Origin of the sequence: Okeania sp. SIO2C9 (genome assembly GCF_010672455.1) — a bacterium.
In the GTDB taxonomy this organism is placed as follows: Bacteria; Cyanobacteriota; Cyanobacteriia; order Cyanobacteriales; family Microcoleaceae; genus Okeania.
Map to the genome: position 1 here is coordinate 1 of NZ_JAAHGO010000077.1, position 15,431 is coordinate 15,431.

Sequence of the window (15,431 nt, forward strand, 5' to 3'; positions counted from 1 at the left end):
ACCGTTGATAATAGAAGCATTTCCTCCTGTAACTCGTCCTAAAATGTTGCGAGTATCTGGAGTTGTCAGGAAATTAGCGGTTTGGCCAGAATTAACGTTGAATTGGTCAAAACTGTGGAAGAGGTTGACCCCATTGCGAGCGCCTCCTTCGATGTTAAATTGGTTACCATTTTGGTTAACGGTTGTCCCTGTACCGTCATTTGCCGGAGTTATAGGTTGGGAGAAGGCAGGTGTTATGGTAAATGAGCCTAAAATTAAACTTAGAGGTAGGATGCTGTAAGATTCTAATTTATTTGTTTTCATGAGAGCTGAATTTATAAAGTAAATCTTAAGTTAGCTATTCATTTCACCATCAGGTGAATCAGAGACCCATTAATTTGGTATCAATTAATTAATAAACATACTAATAATAATTATAGCAATCAGGAATCAGTTGTGAGAATTCAAGTGTTCCTTAAAAGTATAGAATATAGCAATTATTACATTCATATGATACGTTTTTTTCTTCTTCTCTGTTGCCTGTTGCCTTCCGGAGCTGTTGCCTAAAAGTTTCCAATATCTCACAACTCAAATCATATTGCTATATATCATCTCTGTTTAATTATCAAAAAAAACTTTATCCCCAATAATAAATTTATAATTATTTATAAGTATTTAAGCAGACATGATATTAATTTCAAGAATGTGAATATTTTGTCAAAATTAATTATTTTGCAAATAAATTGTTAGCTTGTGCTTGAACTTTATCTTCAAATTCAGGTTGAGTAATGACACCATTTTTCAAGTCTTCAAAAAGAGTTGATAAAATCTTGTCTTGCTCCTGTAATTTGAGTTGAAATTTAGCTTCAAGATCGGCTTCAGTAATTGTACCTTCTTTCACATCTTGACTCATATCTTTCAGAAAAGACCTTTGTTTTTTCTTCAGGGAACGAAATACCCAAGGTGGAATAAATTCTGATTGAGATTCTTGCCATATTCCACGTTTATTTATCTGAGCATCCGCTTCTGCTAATAACAACATTATTGCAGTATCTCTTGGACATTCGCTAATATAATCATAATAAATTCGACTCAAGCCTTCCTGCACTAAAATGTATTGTACAAAAGTACCATCTAATAAATAAACTTCACCAAAACAACGTGGCGATCGCCCTGGTCGTTTTTCTTCTCCAGTAACTTTAACTTTGACTTTATTGCCACTTTTTTCAACTAATTCTTGGAGTCGTTCTTTGCCTTTTTCTCCCCATTCAAATTGACTACGATATATTTGATTTTCATTTTTACTATTCATTTTTTCCACCTGTGAATCTCCCCAACCTTTACGAGTTTCCGGAGTATCAATATAAACAAAACGCACAGTCATTTCCTGGTTATCTTCATCAGAAATAACATCAAAAGTATCGGCATCTGATACTTTTGTGACAGTGTAAGTTTTGAGGTTCTCAAAATATGACGGACTAGGTAGTTTTACTTCACCCAGGTGAGTTAAAATATTGTTGATTATTTCTTTCATCTATAATTATAAATTGCTAACTGTCTACTAATAATACCATTTCTCAAAAACTTTTCTACATTTTGTTGAGCAGGGGAGTGGGTAGGGACGTTGCATGCAACGTCCGTACAGGGAGAAGTCATTTCAGTTATCAGTTATCAGTTATCAGTTATCAGTGAACCTCCGACTGAAGTCGGAGGCTTGAAATACTGAACTAAATATTTTTTTCATCCCCTTAAAAGGGGAGGCACATACCCTCATTTTTTGGTAAAAAGTAAGAATAATTAACATTAGAAGTAAGAAAGAAGAAAGAGGGAAGAAGAAAGAAGGGATAAATATTTAAAAAAATGGAAAAACGATATGAATAACTATCTAAAATGAACTAGAATAGCTATTTTTAAGAATATTCGATCAAGGTCTACCTTTTTGTAGCATTCTTTTTTCACGCTTGGTATAAGACTGGAACATTTTATTTAGCTGAAACTCTTTCAAGGCAAGAAACCTTTGTCCCAATCTTAACTAGAATGACTATAACTCTTAACTACTGCCTACAGCAAAGCTGCCTACTCTCTACCCTAACAAAAGACTTTATGAGCGCAAACCCTAATTATTAATTATTAATTATTAATTATTAATTATTGAAGAGTCCTAATATAATTTGACCACAGGTAAACCTGTTTTGGGAATACTGGTCAGAAAACTCTGTCTGATGGAGTCTAATTTATAAGAGCAAATTAAACTCAATATACTCAGTAATACTGGTAACAAAATAATTTTTACTGACAGATTAATTGCGATTAAAAATAAAGCTAAAATTGCTAAAACTGCTGTAAAATTTTGACAAAAATCTTTGATTTTGTCTATCAAAATTAGAGATTGCCGACAACTAGGGCAATACTTTGTATGTCTGTGCCAGCGATCGTATAATTGTTCATCATTTAATTCTAGAAAAGGTGTTTCTGTGATTCCTTGCCATTCAGGTTTTCCCCCTGCAAATTCATCTAACCATTTGCGAAAAGTAACTATACCAACATCAGCTAATGAAGGCATGAAATAGGATTTTTGCCAAGTTTTATTCTCTGTTGATTCGTTAATAGTTTGGGAGTGCATTATTGATAAATCTTGGTTACTTAACTTATAGCTAGATGAATGTTTTAATCCTGTTTGCAAATACTTTGGTAGGAGTTCAAACCACAAGTTACGTTTTTGGGGAGCAGCATCAAAAACAAACCTACCAATCTGTTTACAATAACCTGGTTTTGTTGGTACAAAATATAACAGAAACAAAGCAGATTTACCATTAGAAAATTCATATATTGTTGTATTATGACAGGGCGGAATGAATTTACGCGTAGCATCCATATCTTTGTTAAAAACATTATAACCAGAATGTTTTAAGGTAAAACCATCTTCAGCAGAAATTTCTCCGAATACTTTAAAACTTTGGATAGGAATAGCTCTTTCTGGAGAAAAACCTGCAATTCCTTCATGCAAAAATTGGGCGTGAGAAGGGTCAAAACTACTTTCAACAGAGACAGTATAACCAACAGGAACTTCTGACATAAACCAATCTATTGAAGAGCTATCAACTTTATCTTCTGGCATCACAGCAGGTTGTTTTAAAGTAGAATCTTCAACAGCAGTAGAACTATTATCTGGCCATACCCAAAGTAATCCCTGTAACACTTGAGTAGGATATGTTTGTACTTGCGATCGCTCACTATTACAAGCTGTTTCTAGAGCTTTTTCTTCACTCAACATTGGAATATTTGTACATTTACCTGTTCCATCAAAACACCAACCATGATGCCGACACATTAGGTCTCCATTCTTATCAATACTTCCTAAAGATAACTGCGCTAATTTATGGGGGCAAGTATCATCCATTGCTATCCATTTTTCTTGTTTATCCTGCCAAATTACTAACCTTTTACCAAGTAAAGTTATTGGAGTTGGATGAGAGGAGTCTAGATAATCTATGGGAGTTACTGGATACCATTGTTTAGTCCAAGAAAATTTAGTCATAATGAAATTAATTAATGTATTATACAAGGCGTGATAAATCTTTGCTACAAATATTTAGGTTACTGCTTAGGAGTCAGGAGACAGGAGTCAGGAGTCAGAATGAATAGGATACCATTTCTTATATAGTAATTTATCTTTTTCGTCCAATAAATATTTCCTACAAATTATTTTAATACTGCTTATTATTTGTAACATTCTTTTTTCACACTTGGTATTAACTAGCTATTAGCTTTTGGATAATTGATAATTGATAATTAATCCACTTTCAAATAATTATCCATTGTTCATTATCCATTATCAATTAATAAAGCTGTAAGATGTAATCAGATTTTACCACTTAATGACAGTCAAAATCTTACTTTTAACTTTTGAATTTTGAATTTTGACTTGATAAAATGACAGTCAAAATATTACTTTTAACTTTTGAATTTTGACTTGATAAAATGACAGTCAAAATCTTACTTTTAACTTTTGAATTTTGAATTTTGACTTGATAAAATGACAGTCAAAATATTACTTTTAGCTTTTAATTTTTGAATTTTGACTTGATAAAATGACAGTCAAAATATTACTTTTAGCTTTTAACTTTTGACTTGATATATAATTTTCATGCTTATAGGGTAAGGAATAGTTTGTTCACCAATGGATAATTAATAATTAATCCATTTTCAAATAATTATCCATTGTTCATTATCCATGATCAATTAATAAAACTGTAATCATATTTTACCACTTAATGACAGTCAAAATCTTACTTTTAACTTTTGAATTTTGAATTTTGACTTGATAAAATGACAGTCAAAATCTTACTTTTAACTTTTAACTTTTGAATTTTGACTTGATATATGATTTTCATGCTTATAGGGAAGGAATAGTTTGTTCACCAATGGATAATTAATAATTAATCCATTTTCAAATAATTATCCATTGTTCATTATCTATGATAAATTAATAAAACTGTAATCAGATTTTACCACTTAATGACAGTCAAAACCTTACTTTTAACTTTTGACTTTTGAATTTTGACTTGATAAAATGACAGTCAAAATATTACTTTTGGCTTTTGACTTTTGAATTTTGACTTGATAAAATGTTTACCAATTTTTTCATCAAAAAACCAGTATTTGCCTCAGTCTGTTCCCTGCTAATTATCCTGATTGGATTAGTAGGTTACACTCGTCTACCAGTACAAGAATTTCCCACTATTGAACCTCCAGTGGTTAGCATACAAACTAGCTACCCAGGAGCTAACCCAGAAGTAGTAGAAACAGAAGTAACAGAAATTCTCGAAGCAGAAATTAACGGTGTCGAAGGAGTCAAAAATCTGACTTCCAGCACCAGGGAAGGTTCAAGTTCCATAAATGTTGAATTTGAACTAGACCGCGACCTAGAAGCAGCAGCTCAAGACGTTCGTAGTCGAGTTTCCCGCGCTATGAGAAGACTTCCCGATGAAGTTGATGCGCCAGTAGTTTCTAAACGCAGTAGCGATGATGAACGCATTATATGGCTTGCTTTAACTGGGGAAAAATACACCTCCTTAGAGTTAAGCAACTACGCTGATAAATTCATCAAAAATGTCTTAGAAACTGTCAACGGAGTAGGTAGTATTTTTATCGGTGGCGAACGTCGCTACGCTATGCGACTATGGTTAGACCCCCAAAAAATGGCTGCCCGAAATATTACAGCATTAGATGTAGAAGAAGCACTCAGACAACAAAACGTCGAAATTCCCAGTGGGAGAATAGAAGGGAAATCGACCGAATACCCAATTCGGACTTTTGGTCGTCTGCAAACTACAGAAGAATATCAAAATCTAATCATTAGACGAAATGATGATAATTCTCTCACCAGACTAAGAGACATTGGTAGAGCAGAAATTGGAGCAGAGAACGATCGCACCCTTGCCCGTTATAATGGTAAACCAGCAGTAGGTCTTGGTATCAGTAAACTATCCGGGGCAAATATCATAGAAGTTGCCAACGGTGTTAAAACCAGGATGAAAGAATTATCCAAAGACTTCCCAGAAGGAATGGAATATTACATCAGCGTTGACTACTCAACATTTGTCGAAGTAGCTATCAAAGAAGTTTGGAAAAGCTTATTTTTAGCAATTTGTTTAGTTGTCTTAGTTATCTATGCGTTTCTGAGAGATTGGCGAGCAACTCTCATTCCCACCATCACCATTCCCGTTTCTCTCATTGGTGCCTTTGGGGTAATGTTTTTCATGGGATTTTCCATCAACACCCTCACCCTATTTGCCCTCACATTATCAACAGGTTTAGTAGTAGATGACACCATTGTTGTCTTAGAAAATATAGTTCGATATATTCAAGAAGAAGGCAAAACTCCCATGCAAGCAGCCATGTTAGGAGTGAGCGAAGTAGTATTTGCTGTCATTGCCACCACCGTTGTATTAATTGCCGTATTCTTACCAGTCGGATTTTCTGGAGGTTCTTCGGGGCAAATATTTAATGAATTTGCTCTAACTATTGCAGTCTCAGTAGTACTATCCACCTTCGTCGCTTTGACTTTAGCACCACCATTATCAGGGCGAATATTAAAAAGACATGAACCAAAAGAACATAAAAATTTCCTTTCCCGCGTGGTTGCTATTCCCCTAGATTTATTTGATTATGCTCTAAGTCGCATCTCAGCAATGTACGATCGCTCATTACGTCTGTTGATGAGAATGAAACCATTAGTAATTTTAGGATTTGTCCTATCTTTCTGGTTAATCTTTTGGCTATATCAACAACTGCCCCAAGGATTTTTGCCCACAGAAGACCGGGGACGGGTATTTGTATCTGTTTCCGCACCAGAAGGTGTAAGTGTTCAATATACCGATAACGTAATGCGTCAAGTAGAAGATAAACTCTCTCAAGTACCTGAAATGAGAGGTTATTTCAGTATTGTTGGATTTGGTCGATCTGCCCAAGCTAACCGAGCTTTTGCTTTCACCAACCTCAAACCATGGTCAGAACGTAAGAAACCAGAGGAAGCACAACAAGAAATTGTTAAACGGTTATTTGGAGCTTTTGCTCCTATTACTGATGGACGAGTTTTTCCCATTAACCCCGGTTCTTTGCCTGGTAGAGGTCGCAGTCAACCAGTAGAGTTTGTGTTGCAGGGAAATGATTTAGAAGAATTAGCGCGGGTATCTGAAGAATTTACCAGTGAAGCGCAACAGTTACCCCAATTGAATAATATTGATACAGATTTGAAGATTAATAAACCGGAGATATCGGTAGAAATTGACCGCGCTCAGGCGTCTAATTTAGGTGTGTCAGTGGAGGATATTGCAAGAACATTGCAAATAATGATGGGAGGGGAGGATATTACTAACTTTACCCAAGGAAATCAACGTTATGATGTAATTGTGCGAGCAGAGGAACAGTTTCGTAATAGTTTACAAAATATTGATGATTTATATGTGCGGACTGAGTCAGGAGTAATGATACCTTTGAGTAATGTGGTGAAGGTAAATACGACAACCACTCCTCCTCAGATTAATCATTTTAATAGATTTCGTTCGGCAACTATTCAAGGAAGTCCTGCTCCAGGGGTGAGTCTGGGTGAGGCGTTACAAGCGTTGGACGATTTGGCAGACCGGATTTTACCTGCTGATATGCGAACTGATTTAAAAGGTGATTCAGCGCAGTTTCGAGATGCTGGTGAAGCGACGGTGTTTATTTTTGGCTTGGCAATGATCTTTATTTTCTTGACTTTGGCAGCTCAATTTGAGAGTTATATTGACCCGGTGGTGATTTTGTTGGCAGTACCGTTATCTTTGTTGGGTGCTTTTGGAGCGTTGTGGTTAGCACAGTTGGAAGTGAATGTTTATAGTCGAATTGGGTTGATTATGTTGATTGGTTTGGCAACGAAAAACTCTATTTTGATTGTGGAGTTTGCTAACCAGTTGTTGGCAGATGGTATGTCTATTACTAAAGCTGCGGTTGAAGCATCTCGTTTACGTTTTCGTCCAATTTTAATGACGGCGTTTTCTACTATTTTCGGGGTAATGCCATTAGCTTTTGCTTCTGGTGCAGGTGCTGCTAGTCGGGTTTCAATTGGGATGTCGGTTATGGGCGGTATGTTGGTTTCTACAATTTTGAGTTTGTATGTAGTGCCGATATTTTATGTGATGGCGAAAGGTTTGCAGTCACGTTTATTTCATAAATCTGCTGAAGAGTTGGCAGGGGGTTATGAGATAAATGGTTTTTCTAATGGTAATGGTAATGGTAATGGTAATGGTAATGGTAATGGTAATGGTAAGGCAAGTTATGTTAAGGATGGTGTGAAAGAAGTGAAGAAATAATAGTTGAAATTGGAAGCGATCGCTCTTATATCATCAGGACTTACGCAAAGGCACTATTTATAGAGTTCAATAACTATTTTCCAATAGTTTTGAGCGCTATATATAGCGTATTTGTATAAGTCCTAATCATGTCTCATTAAATAACATTAATAAACAATCTTTCCCCAATCTCGTAGGGACGTTGCATGCAACGTCTCTAAATTGCGGTTAATTAATGTTACTTGATATTATAGATACCAAAAGGGTTCTATTTAAAAAGCGGCGTTGGTAATTTGAGGTATGATAGTCTGGATAAGAGCGCTATAGAACTCCGTGACCTTTACGCTCCCCGAAAAACTTTCTCCTTCTATTCCTCTTTCTTCTTATTTCTTCCCTCCTGACTCCTGAGTTCTAACTCCTGAGTTCTGACTCCTAAGTAATTAAGATTAATATCATACACGCGCTTTACCAACGCCTAAAAAGCGTTTCCGTTCCAGAATGCTCCGCAAACAGATACCATTATCTATGGACAAATCAATACTTTTGACTTTTGAGTTTTGACTTCAGCCCCCTAACCTCTCCCAGGAGGGGAATGTGGGGAGATGGTGAATTTGGAGGCAAATTTCCACCTTATTTCCCCTATTCTTTTTTTCTAGTGCAGGATGGCGCAAACAACTAACCAGTTATAAAATCCTAAAACAATTATAAATCAATACTTTTGACTTTTGACTTTTGACTGTCTTGAGTGCGTCTTACATTCTGAGGAAACCTCGCCAATTAGCACTCAATGGATGACTTTTGAGTTCCGCGTAGCGGCACTAAGTCCTAACTCCTGTCTCCTGTCTCCTGTCTCCTGTCTCCTGTCTCCTACCCCTACTACCGAGCGGCAAACAATCTACTAGCGTGAGGTTCTCCAGGCAAATCTTCAATAATTGCACCTTGCTGTTTCAACTCTCTCTTCATCTGTGCAGATAGTCCAATACCAAGAGAAAATCGAGTATCCTTCACCTCAACCCCATTTATCTTAGTATTCTTGAGGTCGGCACCACTTAAATTAGCATGACTCAAATTTGTATCAATTAGAATTGCTTTCTGTAAATTAGCGCGACTCATATCAGCATAACTAAGATTAGCATAACTCAAAATTGCCCCACTCAAGTCAGCAGCACTCAAATCTGCCCCACTCAAATCTGCCCCACTCAAATCTGCACGAGTCAGGTTCGCCCCACTCAGATTCGCCCCACTCAGATTCGCACAATACAAATTAGCACCAATCAAAGTAGCATTGTACAGATTAGCGCCAATTAAATTTGCTCTAAATAAATTAGCCCGGAATAAGTTAGCACGAAACAAACTCACACCAGCTAAATTCACATTACTAAGCTCGGATCGAAATAAATCAATATCCCGAAAATTTCTTTCTCCGGAGGCATAACGTGCTAAAAATTCTTCAATTTTCATAATTTTCTCTTAAAATTTTCTTGATTTTCTCATCTAAAACTTTAACTTTAGATGCGCTTCTCTTCTTTCGTAAATCTTAAAGACAAAAGACAAGAAACTTATATTTAATTATTTTGGACTGTTTTAAAAATGTTAGATGATTTCTATAACAATATTTTACAAAAGTTATATTTGCTTGATATATGCCAATAAAAGTTAAAATTTTATCAAAAAAGTCGATGGATACAAATATAAAAATTGATATACATTTAAGTTGCACTTTTTATAATTTTAAATCAACCTCTATATAGCAATCCTATATCATCAATAAAAAATCAAAAAATAGATCAAAAATTTGAAACTATCAGACCTTTTCCCTTCTCCCAATTCCCTTTTTACCGAAAAATTGTGGTTTAAAGCCTCTCCTTTAAAAGAGAAAAAATAAAAAATTTTCGGCGTTGCTGAATTGAAGTATGAATGCGCGATTGTTTGGTTCTCGCCTTCGCCCCCGCGCATCCCCCGCGCATTGGGAGACTTTTAGAGTTTTATTCCCCCCAAAATTGGGGGGTTAGGGGGGCTTGCATCATACCCAGAATCAGCAACGCCAAATTTTCCTTTTAGTCAATCCTATCCGTTTTCAAGGAGAGGTAATTATTAATTATTAATTATTAGGTGGTGGTGCATAGTAATGGTAAAGGAGTGTGGGGGGATGGGGAGATGGGGGGATGGGGAGATGGGGAGATGGGGGGATGGGGAGTATGAAAGAAATTAAAGAATATGTATCCTACCATTACCATGCAGGACTATCAATTATTAATTGTTGAACGAAAAGCCTATATATAATGAAAAATGTTCTATTTTTAAGACAAAATTAGTGACTACTACACCTCTAAACCCTACTTCAACTCAACAACCAGATACCCTGGGCAGATATGGCCAGTTTGGCGGTAAATATGTCCCCGAAACATTAATGCCAGCCCTATTTGAACTAGAAGCGGCCTACAAAAAATACAGTCAAGAACCCGCTTTCCAAAAAGAACTCCAACAACTTCTGCGAGACTATGTAGGTCGCCCTAGTCCTCTTTATTTTGCCGAACGTCTCACAACTCATTATGCCAAACCTGATGGCACTGGTCCACAAATTTACCTCAAACGGGAAGACCTAAACCATACTGGTGCCCACAAAATCAACAATGCTTTAGCTCAAGCTCTATTAGCTCTGAAAATGGGTAAAAAACGTGTCATTGCTGAAACAGGTGCTGGTCAACATGGTGTCGCCACTGCCACAGTTTGCGCTCGCTTCGGACTGGAATGTATCATCTATATGGGTGTTCACGATATGGAGCGTCAATCTCTCAATGTATTCAGAATGCGACTAATGGGAGCGGAGGTACGACCAGTGGAAGCTGGCACCGGCACCCTGAAAGATGCAACATCAGAAGCTATTCGAGATTGGGTAACAAACGTGGAGACTACCCACTATATCCTCGGTTCCGTTGCAGGACCTCACCCATACCCGATGATGGTACGAGACTTTCATGCTGTTATCGGTCAAGAAACCCGCGCTCAATGTTTGGAAAAGTGGGGCGGTTTGCCTGACATTTTGATTGCTTGTGTTGGTGGGGGTTCTAATGCAATGGGTTTATTCCATGAGTTTGTGAATGAGTCGTCAGTCCGAATGATCGGTGTAGAAGCTGGTGGTGAGGGAGTTGAGACCAATAAACACGCTGCTACTCTGACTCTTGGTCGTGTTGGTGTGTTGCATGGAGCTATGAGTTATTTGTTACAGGATCAGGAAGGTCAGATCATTGAACCCCATTCCATCAGCGCAGGTTTAGATTATCCTGGTGTTGGACCTGAACATAGTTTTTTGAAGGATAGCGGTAGAGCTGAATATTATAGTGTGACTGATAATGAGGCAGTAGCTGCTTTTCAACGTCTGTCTCAGTTGGAGGGTATTATTCCAGCACTGGAAACTTCTCATGCGATCGCTTATTTGGAAACTCTTTGTCCACAGTTAAGTGGTAGTCCGCGTATTGTGTTTAATTGTTCTGGACGTGGGGATAAGGATGTGCAGACAGTGGCGAAGTTTTTGGAGGGTTAACGAAGTCAGAAGTCAGAAGTCAGAAGTTATTTTTGTAATGGGGATTTGAGCTTCGCTCCAAAAATATTTTGCCTTAGAGGTTGTCTGAGAAGTCCCATTTGCTACATCGCTCGCCCCCGCGCATCCCCCATTCAACAAAAAGCGCAGCATCCTCTGGCATCCCCCGATCCTGCGGGGGACGGGAGGGGGATTAATAAAAGGGGACGGGAGGGGGATTAATAAAAGGGGACTAGAACAAGCAAATTGACTCTTGTTCCCCCCATGCGTTGGGGGGCTAGGGGGGCAAAATTCAGTATCAAAAAATTTTTCAGATATCCTATAAAAAGGCAGGGTTTTAGACCCAATTATTTTGATAATTTCTGATATAGCAGGGAACAGGAAACAGGGAACAGGGAACAGCATTTCTCTGTCTCAGGTTCATCATTAATTTATGTCAAACACCAACTCCTTCCTTGTTATAGTTATAAGACTAAAAATCTGCTGAAACAAAATGTAGAGATGTTCAATGGAATGTCTCTACAATAATTTTAGAAAAAGCTTATGTAATTCTGAAAATATCTAGTGTATGTAGATATAGGAGGGTCAGCTATAAAATTAGAGAATATATTTGACTATAAGCTAATGAATAAATATTTAAAACCAATTTTCTGGAGTCTGGCAATATTTTTGGGTAGTTGTAATTATCAACAAGTCATTAAAAATTTGCCAGAAATGCCAGAAATTCAAAATTCTAGACAAACTCCTATTTCTAGACCAAGAGTAGCAATTTCACCTGATATTAGCGGTTTAGAAAAATCTGTATTTGCCCAAATAAATCAATATCGAAAATCTCAAAATTTACCAGCTCTCCAGTGGAATAATACTATTGCTCAACAATCTAGAATCCATGCTCAACAAATGGCTAGTGGAAAAACAACTTTTAGCCATGATGGTTTTCAGGAAAGAGTAGAGGTAATTACTCAACAAATTAAACTCCAAAGTGCAGCAGAAAATCTAGCTAATAATTTTGGTTATAATAATCCTGGAGAACAAGCTGTTGAAGGTTGGATAGGTAGTCCTGGTCATCAGAAAAATATGGTAGGTGACTATAATTTAAGTGGTATTGGTATTGCTCAAAATTCTGAAGGAACATATTTCTTTAATCAAATTTTTATTAAAACTAGATAGCAAATGTTTGATTCTTAAGTTGAAATAATTCAGATTATTTGATTAGTTATTAGACTATTATGAAAATAAATTTTATTGGTATTTCGAGCTGACAAAACTTCACAATCTTTTAAAAGGAACTGAAGCTGAGGAAATTTATCGGCAGTTAATAGGTGAAAGTTATCAAGATAGTAATAGTAACAGGACTTACGCAAATTGACTGTTAAATCACCATCTGTAGGGGGGAATGGTATTCGCCCTCTCTATATGTAGAGTCTCTGCGTAAATCCTGAGTAATATATTTATAGACAGTCAAAATTTCCAGAAAGTTGATGATATGCCAAACATTATTAATCTTAGGATGATAACCCAGAAGCAGTAGCTATTCAACTTTCAAAACACTATCAAGGTAAGGATTTAGAAAAGCTAATTTATCTGCTTAAGCAGAATTTGTCAAGCTAAAAATTAGAGTCTCAAGTATCTAAATAAGTGAAGACTTACAGCGGTTTTCATTTCAGTAGACCACAGTAGGGGCGAATGGCCATTCGCCCTTACAAGGTTTTGGTGATGACGATGTGGTTCATCAATCTCAAAAGCGCTGTAAAGGCTCAGTATAAATAATGAATATTATATTCTTGATGAAATTATAGTTACAGGTTTAGATGAAATTTATTAATACGAAAAGGTGCGCTAATAACGCACCCCGATTAACATTAACCTAAGCATTTCCTGCGGAATCCTGCTCAAACAGCTATCAGCATTTGAAAGAAAGAACTAAGCAATAATTAAGGTTAGCTGAAAGTACTATTTCATTTCCTGCGGAATTCTGCGCAAACATAATTTTTCATTCTCCTTGAATACTAATTCCTTCTTCCAAGATAATGAATTAATAACTCATAGCTGATAGCTGATAGCTCACTACTTAATCCTTACACATTAACCTGCTTTTACTAACTGTTTTTTCTCAGAAGATACCAAAGGCGCACTTAAAGCTTCTTCCAGTTCAGCACGACCTAATTTTTCTTCTAAAATATTCATTACTTCACGACCAAAATCATTAGAATTTCTTTGCCAAGCTTCTAAACAAACTTCTCCAAAAAAAGCACCTAAAGGTTCTGGATTCCATAATAACTTTCTGGCAGTCCAAGGCATTAAACTCATGGGGTCATATCCTGGTTTCAGAACTTCATTTTTCAGGGCATAATCTTCTAAGTGAGTGTGAGGTTGTAACCCAATAAAAAAGATAGCAGGTTCTACTTTTTCTGCTCCAAAAATTTTCTCTAATTCTCGATGATAAGCAATAGTTTGTCGAATAGTTTCATAGGTTTCATCTATTACATTAAATGAGTAATTAACCGAAACCAAATCATTAAAACCAGCAGCTTTTAAATCTCGACAATTTTCCAATACTACCCGCAAGTTATAACCCATTCGCATTTTGCGGACGAGTTCTTGGGAACCACTGGTAATGCCAATTTCAAAATAATTCATCCCAGTCTTTGCCATGAGGTCGCACAACTCGGGAGTTAAATTATCAGCACGAATATATGCTGCCCAGTGAATATCATCCATACCTGCATCAAGGATTTTTTGCAATAATTCAACTGCATCATCCATAAACTTACGAGCAGGAATAAACTGAGCATCAGTAAACCAGAAATTACGAATACCGCGCTCGTATAGTTGCTTCATTTCTGCAACGACTTCATCCGCAGGGTTGATCCGGACTTGTTTACCCTCAATAACTGTATAGACGCAGTAACAACAGTTATGGGGACAACCACGTTTAGTTTGTACCCCTATATAGAAATCTTGGTCTTGTAAGTAATATACAAATTCTGGCCAGATACTATTAATATAATCGTAGTTGCAGGCAGTTTTTTCAACAGGAGCAGGTTTTTCGTGAATTAAGCGATCGCGTGGCGATGTTTCTCCTACCACATAACATCGTTGATCGTTAAAATCTTCTGCTCGAAGTAGTCTTTCTAACAATACCTCTCCTTCTCCTACAGATACAATAGTACCAGTGGGTAGACTACGACCCAATTGTTCATAAAATACACTTACTGCTCCACCACCAACTACTGCACGAGTTTCAGGTCGATAATTTCTCGCCCTCTTGAGACCCTGTTTTATTAATCCTACATTGCGCCAGAGTTCTGTGTAATAGGAAACAGCTAACCGTAAACCTCCTATTGCACCTCTAAATTTAATCAGAGGGTTTTTCGCATAGTAAAACTCGAAAGCGTTTTGTAGAGGGTTGCCTCCACGACCTCCCACAGGTGCATATATCTGAATATCTCGCCAGGAAAAGACTAATAGATTTGGTTTGAACTCATCAATACAATCATTGAGAGCTGTTTTATAGTCCAGAGGAGGTACTGCCCCAAGGTCAAATATTCGTTGTTCTACTTCTGGTAAGTACTTGTGGACATGATCTGCGAGATAAACAACTCCGATGGGAAAAATAGGATTACAAGGAAGACGAACGTAAAGAACTTTATTTTCCATAATGAATGTCTCTTATCAGATATATAACGTTTTGTTATTATTTTTTTGTTTGAAGAAAGATAACAAAGATGGTGGACTTATTTAATTTTAGTATTTATTTTCTTAAATTTTTGATACACAATCTTAATAATAGTAAAATATGGGTGTTGGTAATTTTAAGTATGAAGCTCCTAAGAATGTAAGTTTTGATCCAAAAATTTAAGAGTGGAAATCATCCTGCTAATTAGGAAAAAACTCCTTTCTACTTGCCTACTCCCGACTATACAGAGCTAAATTCATCTCCCTTATCTAAGAAGCCTAAATCAAATAAGAAGCTGAAAATTTGGAATAATTTTAAGACTTTCTACAGATTTATATGGGCCATGTGATGCTAAAATTATCAGTCAGTATTCAAGATTACAACTGATTGGGATTGCTTA

At 36.6% G+C, this 15,431-nt stretch carries 9 protein-coding genes; 4 read left to right on the top strand and 5 right to left on the bottom strand.

The genetic code is table 11. The annotated features are described in order from the left end of the window. The 3 genes from F6K23_RS33080 to F6K23_RS33090 all read right to left on the bottom strand — a co-directional run. The coding region (locus F6K23_RS33080; RefSeq protein ID WP_293164167.1) for a filamentous hemagglutinin N-terminal domain-containing protein at positions 1–303 on the bottom strand (303 nt) is incomplete at its 3' end. Between the two features lie 403 nt (positions 304–706). Further along, the gene (locus tag F6K23_RS33085; protein ID WP_293164170.1) at positions 707–1,513 is read right to left on the bottom strand and encodes a thermonuclease family protein; all 807 of its coding nucleotides are present in this window, start codon (positions 1,511–1,513) and stop codon (positions 707–709) included. A gap of 627 nt (positions 1,514–2,140) precedes the next feature. Beyond that, positions 2,141–3,517, bottom strand: coding sequence for a Rieske 2Fe-2S domain-containing protein (locus F6K23_RS33090; protein WP_293164173.1), 1,377 nt, complete (start codon positions 3,515–3,517; stop codon positions 2,141–2,143). 1,090 nt (positions 3,518–4,607) lie between these two features. On the opposite strand from F6K23_RS33090, the gene F6K23_RS33095 reads away from it, so the two are divergent. Beyond that, positions 4,608–7,832, top strand: coding sequence for an efflux RND transporter permease subunit (locus F6K23_RS33095; protein WP_293164176.1), 3,225 nt, complete (start codon positions 4,608–4,610; stop codon positions 7,830–7,832). Between the two features lie 855 nt (positions 7,833–8,687). Here F6K23_RS33095 and F6K23_RS33100 read toward each other — a convergent pair. Next, positions 8,688–9,272 (bottom strand): pentapeptide repeat-containing protein, encoded by a 585-nt coding sequence (locus F6K23_RS33100; RefSeq protein WP_293164179.1) that lies wholly within the window; start codon positions 9,270–9,272, stop codon positions 8,688–8,690. Positions 9,273–9,952: 680 nt separating this feature from the next. Here F6K23_RS33100 and F6K23_RS33105 point away from each other — a divergent pair. From F6K23_RS33105 to F6K23_RS33115, 3 genes are all read left to right on the top strand, one after another. After that, positions 9,953–10,075 carry a hypothetical protein gene (locus F6K23_RS33105; RefSeq protein ID WP_293164182.1) on the top strand — a complete coding sequence of 41 codons (123 nt, stop codon included), beginning with the start codon at positions 9,953–9,955 and terminating at the stop codon, positions 10,073–10,075. Positions 10,076–10,125: 50 nt separating this feature from the next. Then, positions 10,126–11,355 (top strand): tryptophan synthase subunit beta, encoded by a 1,230-nt coding sequence (gene trpB / locus F6K23_RS33110; RefSeq protein ID WP_293164185.1) that lies wholly within the window; start codon positions 10,126–10,128, stop codon positions 11,353–11,355. A gap of 621 nt (positions 11,356–11,976) precedes the next feature. Then, on the top strand, positions 11,977–12,522 hold the full coding sequence (locus F6K23_RS33115) for a CAP domain-containing protein (protein WP_293164188.1): 546 nt from the start codon (positions 11,977–11,979) through the stop codon (positions 12,520–12,522). Between the two features lie 915 nt (positions 12,523–13,437). On the opposite strand, the gene F6K23_RS33120 is transcribed toward F6K23_RS33115, so the two are convergent. Continuing rightward, positions 13,438–15,012: a photosystem II high light acclimation radical SAM protein gene (locus F6K23_RS33120; protein ID WP_293164191.1), complete on the bottom strand. Its 1,575-nt coding sequence runs from the start codon at positions 15,010–15,012 to the stop codon at positions 13,438–13,440. Between the last annotated feature and the right edge of the window lie 419 nt (positions 15,013–15,431).